The organism is bacterium (genome assembly GCA_035380285.1).
GTDB lineage: Bacteria > Auribacterota > Erginobacteria > Erginobacterales > DAOSXE01 > DAOSXE01.
On sequence record DAOSXE010000054.1, the window covers coordinates 1 to 9,104 of the forward strand.

At 65.9% G+C, this 9,104-nt stretch carries 9 protein-coding genes; 2 read left to right on the forward strand and 7 right to left on the reverse strand.

Annotated elements, in window-relative coordinates; genetic code table 11:
- Positions 1–1,088 (forward strand): ABC transporter permease (locus tag PLZ73_12255; GenBank protein HOO78645.1); only part of this gene is annotated, 1,088 nt, incomplete at its 5' end.
- Between the two features lie 535 nt (positions 1,089–1,623).
- Here PLZ73_12255 and PLZ73_12260 read toward each other — a convergent pair.
- The gene (locus tag PLZ73_12260; GenBank protein HOO78646.1) at positions 1,624–2,364 is read right to left on the reverse strand and encodes a hypothetical protein; all 741 of its coding nucleotides are present in this window, start codon (positions 2,362–2,364) and stop codon (positions 1,624–1,626) included.
- Positions 2,365–2,366: 2 nt separating this feature from the next.
- The gene (locus PLZ73_12265; protein ID HOO78647.1) at positions 2,367–4,127 is read right to left on the reverse strand and encodes a SpoIIE family protein phosphatase; all 1,761 of its coding nucleotides are present in this window, start codon (positions 4,125–4,127) and stop codon (positions 2,367–2,369) included.
- Between the two features lie 32 nt (positions 4,128–4,159).
- Between PLZ73_12265 and PLZ73_12270 the strand changes: the two genes are divergently transcribed.
- A complete protein-coding gene (locus PLZ73_12270; GenBank protein ID HOO78648.1) occupies positions 4,160–4,843 on the forward strand; it encodes a GNAT family N-acetyltransferase in 684 nt (227 codons plus the stop codon).
- Here PLZ73_12270 and PLZ73_12275 read toward each other — a convergent pair.
- From PLZ73_12275 to PLZ73_12295, 5 genes are all read right to left on the reverse strand, one after another.
- Complete coding sequence (locus tag PLZ73_12275) at positions 4,840–5,643, reverse strand: sulfite exporter TauE/SafE family protein (protein ID HOO78649.1); 804 nt, start codon at positions 5,641–5,643, stop codon at positions 4,840–4,842. The two genes, PLZ73_12270 and PLZ73_12275, sit on opposite strands and share 4 nt — an antisense overlap.
- 7 nt (positions 5,644–5,650) lie before the next feature.
- Positions 5,651–5,878 (reverse strand): CopG family transcriptional regulator, encoded by a 228-nt coding sequence (locus tag PLZ73_12280; protein HOO78650.1) that lies wholly within the window; start codon positions 5,876–5,878, stop codon positions 5,651–5,653.
- 107 nt (positions 5,879–5,985) lie between these two features.
- Positions 5,986–6,645, reverse strand: a complete 660-nt coding sequence (locus tag PLZ73_12285; GenBank protein HOO78651.1) for a DUF2490 domain-containing protein — start codon at positions 6,643–6,645, stop codon at positions 5,986–5,988.
- A 27-nt stretch (positions 6,646–6,672) separates the two neighbouring features.
- Entirely contained in the window at positions 6,673–7,488 is an 816-nt protein-coding gene (locus tag PLZ73_12290; GenBank protein HOO78652.1) for a sulfite exporter TauE/SafE family protein, read from the reverse strand.
- 230 nt (positions 7,489–7,718) lie between these two features.
- A partial coding sequence (locus PLZ73_12295) for an SBBP repeat-containing protein (GenBank protein HOO78653.1) occupies positions 7,719–9,104 on the reverse strand: 1,386 nt, incomplete at its 5' end.

The following is a 9,104-nucleotide window of genomic DNA, read 5'->3' on the forward strand; positions in this document are numbered from 1 at the left end:
GCCAGGGCGCGACCGATTCCATCCGCCAGCGCCTGGCCTCCCTCGGCTCCAACCTTCTCAGCATCCGTCAGGCGTCGCGGTCCCAGGGGGCGGTCCGGTTGGAAAGCGGGTCGGTGAGCCGCCTCACCGAAAAAGACGCGGAGGCGATCGCGCAGCTGGAAAAGGTGCGCCGCGTCTCCCCCCGGGTCTCGGGGAGGGCCCAGCTCGTCTACGGCGGCAAGAACTGGAACACCTCGGTCGAGGGCCAGGGGATCGACTACCCCCAGATGCGGGCGGCGGTGCCGGTGATCGGCCGGTTCTTCTCCGAAGAGGAGGTCCGGAAACGGGCCAAGGTGGCGGTGATCGGCCAGACCGTGGCCCGGGAACTGTTCGGAGAAACCAACCCGGTGGGGAAATTCCTGCGCATCAACCGTATCGCCTTCCAGGTCGTGGGGATCCTCCCCGAAAAGGGAGGGAGTTCCTGGCGCGATCAGGACGACGTCGTCATCATCCCCTACACCACCGCCATGTACCGGCTCCTGGGGAAAGATTACCTCAACAACATCGACGCCGAGATCGTATCCGAGGAGGCGATGGAGGAGGCCGAACAGGAAATCGACGACCTCCTGCGCAAACGCCACCGGGTTCTCGACGAGACCGCCGAGGTCTTCGACGTCCGCAACATGGCCGAGATCCAGGACACCATCGAATCCACCACCCGAACCATGACCATGCTCCTGGGCTCGATCGCCGCCATCTCCCTCCTGGTCGGCGGCATCGGGATCATGAACATCATGCTGGTCAGCGTCACCGAGCGGACCCGGGAGATCGGCCTGCGCAAGGCGCTGGGGGCCCGCAAAGCGGATATCATGACCCAGTTCCTGATCGAAGCCGTCCTCATGACGGTCACCGGGGGCGTGATCGGCATCTTCTTCGGGACCGGGATCTCCATGGCCCTGGCCGCGGCGGCGGAGTGGGCGACCCGGGTCACCCCTTTCTCCATCGCCCTGGCCTGCGGCTTCTCCGCCGCCGTCGGGCTCGTCTTCGGTCTCTGGCCGGCTCGACAGGCCTCGCGCCTCAACCCCATCGACGCTCTCCGTTACGAATAAAGCGCCGGGGGAGGGAGCAAAGGGCGTGAAGCCCCTCCGCCTCGGCCCCCGATGGGGTCAGGGTTCGGGGGGGAGGCATGGAGCATAGCATAAAGGGGTCAGGGTTCGGGGTTCAGGGGGGAGGCATAGAGCATAGAGCATAGAGCCGTATTCATCCCCTTTAAATCCTCTGTGCCTCTTGTGGCTGACCCTCTCCCCTTCATGAACTTCATGTCCTTCATGGTGAAACCAGGATTACGCAGATTAGGGAGAGGTCCACAGACCTGCCTGCCGCAGGCAGGTTCCACAGATTGGGAAAATGTAGGGTGCTTTCACTGTCCGCCACTGGGCATCTTCAGCCCGTCCTCAACCCTCTGAAAATCCTCTTGTGCCCTCTTGTGCCTCTTGTGGCTGACCCTCTCCCCTTCATGAACTTCATGGTAAATTCTTCCCCGCTCCTTCTCCATCCGTGTCATCTGTGGACCCATTGAGGGGACTAGGCGGAGGGCCTGAACCCCGAACCCTGAACCCTCTCATTCCCCCCTCTTCATGTCCTTCATGGTGAATTCTTCCCCGCTCCTTCTCCATCCGTGCCATCCGTGGATGCCTTCTCCAGCCGTGAACCGACCGGCGACGGGGTCGGGGACGGGTACTCGACCGCGCTCAGTTCGAATTCGAGAACGTCGTAGCCCAGGAGCCAGACCATGAACCCGGTCAACCCCCCGGCCTCGATGTCGATCCTGGTCTTGACCGTGCCCACCCCCGGCACCAGCCACTGGCTCGAGGAAGAGGTGGTGCCGTCGCTGGACTCGGTGGTCACCACCACCCGGTAGGCCTCGAAACGCCCGGCCGGAACCTCGACGGTCTCCTTTCCCGCCACCTCGCCCCGGACCGTGCTGTCGATGGTCTCGTCCTCGTCCACGATCTCCTTGCCCTTCCATTCCCAGGAGTCCCCGAGGGAAAGAGGCAGGGGAAACCGCAGCATGGGGGGATCGTACCGTCGGTCGGTATCGACGAAATAAACCTCGCTGTGCGCACTGTAGATGAAGACCCCCCGAGGCAGAATCCTCATCCGCTGCTCCATGACCAGGTGGGGAGCCCGGGAATGGAGCACCAGATCCTCTCCGGTCTGCTCCACCCAGGCCCGGGCGTCGCCGAGGTTGGAATCGTACCGCCAGGCCAGCCCATCCAGGAGGGGAAAACTGGATTCCAGTCCCGGGCGCGAAATTTGAGCGGCGGCGCCGGCGCAGAAAACGAACGCCGCCGCAGCCACCCCGACTCTTCGGGCGGCGCCCACGGTCAGGCTCCCCTCCGGGTCAGGGTCATGATGGTGACGTCGTCGAAGAGGGGCCCCGGCTGGAACGCGAGCACGGCCGCCCGCACCGAAGCGCAGAGCGCTTCCGCGCTCTCTCCGGCGTGGGCCGCGAGCAGACGTTCCAGTCTCTGCGCGCCGAAGAACTCCCCCGAGCCGTTCCTGGCCTCGGTCACCCCGTCGGTGTAGAAAACCAGGGACTCTCCGGCCGCCAGGTCCAGGTTCCCGTTTGCATAGGCGTAATCGGCCGTAACCCCCAGGGCCATATTCCCCAGCAGACCTCCGGACTCGACCGCGCCGTTCCCCCGCACCAGGAAGAGGCGGTCGTGGCCGGCATTGGCGAAGACCAGGCCGCCGGCGTCGACGTCGTAGAAAGCCAGGATCATGGTCACGAACATGGACCGCTCGTTGTCGCGGCAGAGGGCGTTGTTGACCTCCGCCAGGACCGACGCCGGATCGGGGGAACGCGGGCAGAAGTCGCGGACCAGGGTCCGGGTCACCGCCATGAAGATGGAGGCGGGCACCCCCTTCCCGGAGACGTCGGCGATGACCAGGGCGAGGCGGCGGGAGTCCAGCGGGAAAAAGTCGTAAAAATCGCCCGCCACCTCCCGGGCGGGGAGGTTGACCGCATGCAGGTCGAAGGCGGGAGCCCCCGGAAAGACGGGAACCGCCCGGGGAAGCAGCGATTCCTGAAGCCCCCGGGCGATCTTGATCTCGCTCTCCACCGCTTCCCGGGCCGCGATCTCGCGGGCCAGGTTCCGCATGTAACTTTTGAGCCGGGAGCCGAGCTGGTTGAAGGCGGCGGTCAGATCCCGGACCTCCGACGTCCCCCCCGGGGGGAGCGCCACGGTGAAATCGCCGCCGCCCAGGCGGCCGACCGCCCGGCTCAGACGCACGATCGGACGCGAGATGACGAACGCCAGCCACCAGCCGGCCGCTCCGCCCAGAACGACGAAGAGCCCTCCGAGCAGCAGACTCCCTTTCTTGATCCCGTCTTCGAACTCGTCGAGCAGAGCGGCGATCCGCAGATTGGAATCGGCAGCCACTTCTTCCCCCTTGCGGTCGATAGCCTCGATCACGGGGGCGAAAAACTCCCCGATATTGACGACCGCGTAGACGATGAAGGGGGTGCCCGGAACCCGTCGGCTGACCATGTATTTTTCCCGCTCGCGGTTGTCGCCGTCCACGAACAGGTATTCCCCCGCGGTCTCCGGCTCGGTGAAACTGCGGCTGACCAGGTCCCACATCTGGGGATAGCGGTCTTTCCATTCGGCGAAGTTCCGTCCCTCGATATCCGGGTTGGGGTGCCAGATCGAGACCCCCCGGTCGTCGCCGACGTCGATATAGCCGGCCCGGTGGCGGCCGGGATAGATCGCCTCGATCTCCTGGGTGGCGATCCGGCGCAGCTCCGGGTCCCGGCGCAGGGCGGCATAGTCGGCGCAGTCGCGGCCGCGCAGCAGGTACGCCAATTCGGCGCCGGCCTGGCGGGCGCGTCCCTGGACGATCTCCCGGGCGTACCGGACCAGGAGGCTCTCGGCCAGGACCCGGTTTTCCCGCGAAACCGACTCGACCGTGCGCTCGCTGCTCCCCCGGACCCGAACGAGCAGGCGGTCGATCCCCGATTCCACGGTCAGGAGCACCCCGGCCGCCACCGCCGCCACCAGGAATGCGAAGGCGAGAACCAAGCGCAGGCGCAGGCTCGTCCTGCGCCGGGGAGCCTCCCCCCTTCTGTTTACCCGCCCCTTCATGGTGGTGTATCTTACCACAGGAGGAGGCGCCCGTGGAAAACCGGCCCGTCGAAATCCGGCCTTACGCTCCCGGCGACCGCGTCCCGGTCCGGGACCTGGCCGTGGATACCGCTCTCCGGGGAGAGCCGGGAACTGCGTTTCTCCCCGACCGGGAACTGCTGGCCGACCTCCTCACCGGGCCCTTCCTCGATCTCGAACCCGGCAACGTCTTCGTGGCGGTGACGCCGGAAGGAGCCCTGGCCGGGTATATCTTCGGTTCCGGAAATTTCAAGCGCCTGGGGCGCGCCTTCTGGCCGCGGTTCCTGCCCGGCATCGCCGTACGCGCCTTACGGCGGGGGCTGCTGGCGGACACGGGCGCGCGCCGGTTCCTGATCGGAGCGGCCCGGGCCGGCCTGGGGGGGGAATTCGGCTGCCCGGCCGACCTCGCCCCCTACCCGGGAGTGCTTCACATCAACCTCTCCCGGGAACGGCGGGGGCGGGGGCTGGGAAGCCGCCTGCTCCGCCGTTTTCTGGGCCACCTGGCGGCCGCCGGAACTCCGGGCGTCCATTGCGGGACCATGTCCGAATCCGCCCGTGATTTTTTCCTGCGCAACGGCTTCCTTCAGCTCTGCCGGAAACGGCGGCCGTTCTTCGACGCCTATGCCGGACGGGAAGTGACCTATTTCGTCCTGGCAAAACCCCTGGACGGGGCGGCGGCACGGGCGGGCGACGTTTAGACCGGGACCCAGGCCTTGAGCAGGGTCCAGAGTCCCAGGGCCCCGACCAGGACCCCCAGAAAGGGGCGGATTTTCTCCTCGGGGAAACGCCGGGTGATCCGAGCCCCGAAGGGCGTGGCCAGGAGCGCTCCCAACACCAGGGGAACCACCAGCTTGGGGACCATGAGCCGGATCCCGCCCAGGTCGAACCGCCAGGCGGCGGACGCGGGCACGCTGGAGGCGCTGCCGGTCAGGCAGAAGGTGACGAACCCGGCGATGCAGATCGGAGCCTCGGCGGCGGTGGTGCAGCCGATGGCGCTCTTGTGGTCGTGGCCGGCGATGATCTGCCCCGAGGTCACCACCGGTCCGAAACCGCCCCCGGTGATCCCCTTGTTGAAGGAGCTGACGATCCCCACCCCCACCATCTTCCGCCAGGAAAAGCGAAAACTGAACCGGGACAGCAGGATGCCGCCCATGACCAGGGCGAGCACCCCGATGTAGGACTTGAGATAGAGCTTGTCGATCCCCACCGCGATGGCGGCCCCGGCCACCACCATCACCAGGCCGAAGACCGTGATCAGAAAAACGATCTTGGAGTCGCGGGAAGTCCGGGTGAAGGTGACGTTGCCTTCGCCGTGGTGAAAGACCGACGCCGAAAAGCCCCCGAAAGCCTGGGAGAGCAGGATCCCGGGGATAACCGCGACGGGATGGAAGCCGAGGGTGATCAGGAGCGGGGAGAGGGTGGTTCCGTACCCCATCCCCATCGAGGAATCCAAGAGCTCGGCCAGAAAGGCCAGAACCGCGATGCCGATGAACTCCATGGCCGGCTCAGTCGAGATAGCCCAGCCGGCGGAGCTTGGTCTTGACCGCTTCCAGCTCGTTGGGGCTGTAGGGCCGTCCCGAAATCTCCGGGACCGCGGGAGCCGAGGCGATGTCGCGCAGCACGTAGACCACGAAATCCGTGACCGAATCGAACCCGGAGCCCGCGATCAGCGACTTGAGGTGGTTGTAGAGCGGCCGGGGTATCTTGATCGTCGCCTTGGGTTCCCGTTCCATGATCTCGCTTCCCTGCCCGGCCCGACCCGGCGGACCGGCTGCTCCTCAACCGGTACTATTGCAGGTCGGACCGGCGCAGACAAGCAAAATACGGGCGGCGGCGACGCTCAGAAGGCCAGAATCGCCATGGTGCCCAGAACGTAGGTATCCTGCCAGCCCCAGTCCTTCTCGGTGGCGTCCCACATGAAATAGAAATCGCCGCCCAGGGTCTCCAGCCCCAGAATCCGGCCCAGGGTCAGACCGGCATAAGCGCGGTTGCGGTAGATGCCTTCCTGCTCCTGTTCGAAGAAAAATTCTTCGGCCAGGTAGAACCCGAGCTTCCAGGCGCTGAGCGTCCAGGGAAGGGCGACGGTGGTCTTGTTGCGGAAGCGCCAGAGGTCGTCCCCGGTTTCGCGGCTGCGGTAGGCCACCCGCGAACGGTTCTTGACTTTCCAGCCTTCCCAGTCGGTTTTCAGGGTCAGCTCCAGGTAGGGACGGTCTTCCTGCAGCCAGCCCGAGGCGGATTTGCTGAAGACGAACCGGCAGCCGCCGCCCAGGACCAGCCAGTCCAGCGCGGTCCAGGAGAGCGACGGCTGGGTGTACTGTTCGTAGACCTCCCCGTCGTCGTTGCTGTAGTACGCCGTCTCCTCCACGGCGGCTTTGACGGAATCCGCCAGGTTACCCGCCGCCACCCCGCCGAACCATATCTGCCAGTCTCCGTCGTCGGCCGCGGCGGCGTTCAGGGCCGGAACCAGCAGCAGTATCCCCACGAAAACGCGCTTGCTCATATCCGTTCTCCTTCCCCGCGGGCGGGATCAGATTCCGAAGATCTTCCAGGCCTGGGCCTGGTAGAGGGCCCAGACGCCCAGGACGGTGACGAGCACTCCGATGATGGGCCGGAGCTTCTCGTTGGCGACCCGCTTGGTGATCTTGGCCCCGAACGGGGCCGCCACGATCGCCCCCAGGGTGAGGGGAAGGACCATCTTGGGAATGACCATGGAGATGCCGGCTACGGTGAAGGACCAGATGGCTTCGGCGGGAATGCCGGCGGCCTGGCCGGCCAGGCAGAAGGCGACGAAACCGGCGATACAGATGGGGGCCTCGGCGGCGGTGGTGCAGCCGATGGCGCTCTTATGGTCGTTGCCGGCGATGATCTGCCCCGAGGTCACCACCGGTCCGAAACCTCCCCCGGAGATCCCCTTGTTGAAGGAACTGATCACTCCCACTCCCACCATCTTCCGCCAGGAAAAGCGGAAACTGAACCGGGAGAGGAGAATCACGCCCATGACCAGGACCAGAACGCCGATATAGACCTTGAGATAGAGCTTGGGCAGGCCCACCGCGACCAGAGCGCCGAAAACGACCGCCACCAACCCCAGGACGGTGATCATGAAAACGACCTTGGAATCCCGGGACGTCCGGGTGAAGGTGACGTTGCCCTCCTCGTGGTGGAAGACCGAAGCGGCGAAGCCGCCGAAGGCCTGCGAGAGGAGCAGGGCGGGGATGGCGGCGATGGGGTGGAACCCGAAACTGATCAGCAGGGGGGAAAGGATGGTCCCGTACCCCATCCCCATCGAGGCGTCCAGCGTCTCCGCCAGAAACGCCAGAACCGCGATATAGACAAATTCCATGGTGCTACCCTCCTTGATGCCGGCTTTCGCCGTTTTTCCGGCAACGGGTCTCCGGGCCCCCGGACACTCCGATTGCACTACTATAACACTCCTATAAGTATATAATGGAGGGTGCGAACCGGAAGCGCAAGTAAAAAATCAAAAAATCGGCGCGCCGACGCGCCCGGGAAAGCAAACGGCCTTCCCGCCCCCCTCGGGGGCGGGAAGGCCGTTTTCGACCTACGCGGGCGTCAGCGGGTGACCGGGATGTCCCCGGAAGCCCCGAAGTAGCCCCGGGTCACGCCCCGGACCGCCCAGAGGCCCAGGTAACTGCGGAAGAGACCGATATCGTCGGTGCCGTTCCCGCTGTAGTCGGCGGGGGCGGGCATGTCCGCGCAGCCGCCCCAGTAGACCCGGGTCAGGCCCCGGACTTTCCACTGCCCCGAAATCGGGGAGAAGACGGCCGGGGAGACGATCCCGTCGCCGTTGTAATCGGCCGGCACCACCTTGTCGGTGCGGCGGCCGAAATAGATCCAGCTCACGCCCCGGATCGCCCAGAGGGAACTCCCCCCCCGGTAGACGGCGAATTCGGCCGCCGGGGTGGAGGCGTAATTGCCCGGCACCGGGATGTCCTTCGACCCGCCGTAGTAGCACTTGGTCAGGCCGCGGACGGCCCAGAGGCCGACGCTCCCGCGGAAAACGGCGATGTCGGTGGTCCCGTCGCCGTCGTAGTCCTCGGGAACGGGCGTGTCTCCTCCCGAGATATAGTAGGTGCGGGTCAGGTTGCGGACGGCCCACAGCCCCGTGCTCCCGCGATAGACGGCGATGTCGGTGGTCCCGTCGCCGTCGTAATCGCCGGACACGGGGGTGTCTCCGCTCCTTCCGTAAAAGGTCACGGTGACGCCGCGCACCGCCCAGAGCGCGGTGCGGTCGCGGAAAACGGCCATATCGGCGTGACCGTCGCCGTTATAGTCGCCGCTCTGCAGGACCAGCAGCGGCGGGGTGTGCCCCAGCTTGGCCAGGAAGGCGTCGACGCCGCCGGCGAGCGCGGCCTGGAAGGGACGGGAGACCGGGAAGTTGTTGGAATCGGTGGCCCCGGCCAGGTAGGCACATTCGTTGGCGTCGACCGCGAGGGCGTAGGCGTAATCGTCTTCGGCGCCGCCCAGGTAGGAGGAGTAGATGAGGAAGTTGCCCATGCAGCAGAGTTTGGTGACGAAGGCGTCGTAGGCGGTGGCCGACTGCCCCTGGTTGAGTTCGTCCTGGTAGGGGTGTTGGAGGGGATAATCGTCGGAGGCGGTTTCCCCGCCGACGTAGACGAAGCGGCCGGCGTCCAGGCCGATGCTCCGGCCGTTATCGAAGTCCCCGCCCCCGATGTAGGTGGAGAAGACCAGGGAAGATCCGTCGGAAGCGAACTTGGTCACGAAGACGTCGCTGCTCCCGCCCCGGGCCGCCTGGAACGCTTTGACCGTGGGGAAGTCGGAGGAAGTGGTCGAACCGGTCAGGTAGGGGAAGTAATCCCCGTCGACCACGATGTCGGCGGCGTCGTCGTAGGACGCTCCTCCCAGGAAGGTGGAGAAGATCAAGTCGGAACCGGCGGAATCGAACTTGGTGAGGAAGGCGTCGCTGTAGCCGTCGAG